The sequence below is a fragment of the Pseudomonas sp. TSO6 genome, assembly GCF_056098905.1.
In genome coordinates this window covers 1-255 of record NZ_JBLZWV010000117.1, presented here as the reverse complement: position 1 = coordinate 255, position 255 = coordinate 1, and the positions used below count along the sequence as shown (strand labels likewise).

Here is a 255-nt window from a genome sequence, read left to right as displayed (position 1 = left end):
GCGTGCCTTTGAAGGCGCCCTCGCGGTCGAGTACCGGCACCGGGTACGGCAGGTCGGCCGCGATACCCAGCACCTCGTGCAGCGGCGTGTCGATGTACACCGGCTGCTGCTCGTGCAGGCTGTAGCGCTCGCTGACGCTGGCACCGTTGGCATCGGTGTCGACCACACCGAGCAACTGCCCGCGGTCGTCGACCAGGTAGCCGAATGGCACACCGGCCTGGAAGCTCGGGGCCTTGCCGTTGACCTTGCACACCA

The 255-nt window shown here is 67.8% G+C and carries 1 protein-coding gene; it reads right to left on the bottom strand.

The window, feature by feature from the left end; genetic code table 11:
• Positions 1 to 255, bottom strand: a 255-nt coding sequence (locus tag ACN6NG_RS30045) for a CBS domain-containing protein (RefSeq protein ID WP_474317562.1), incomplete at both ends; no start/stop codon positions are given.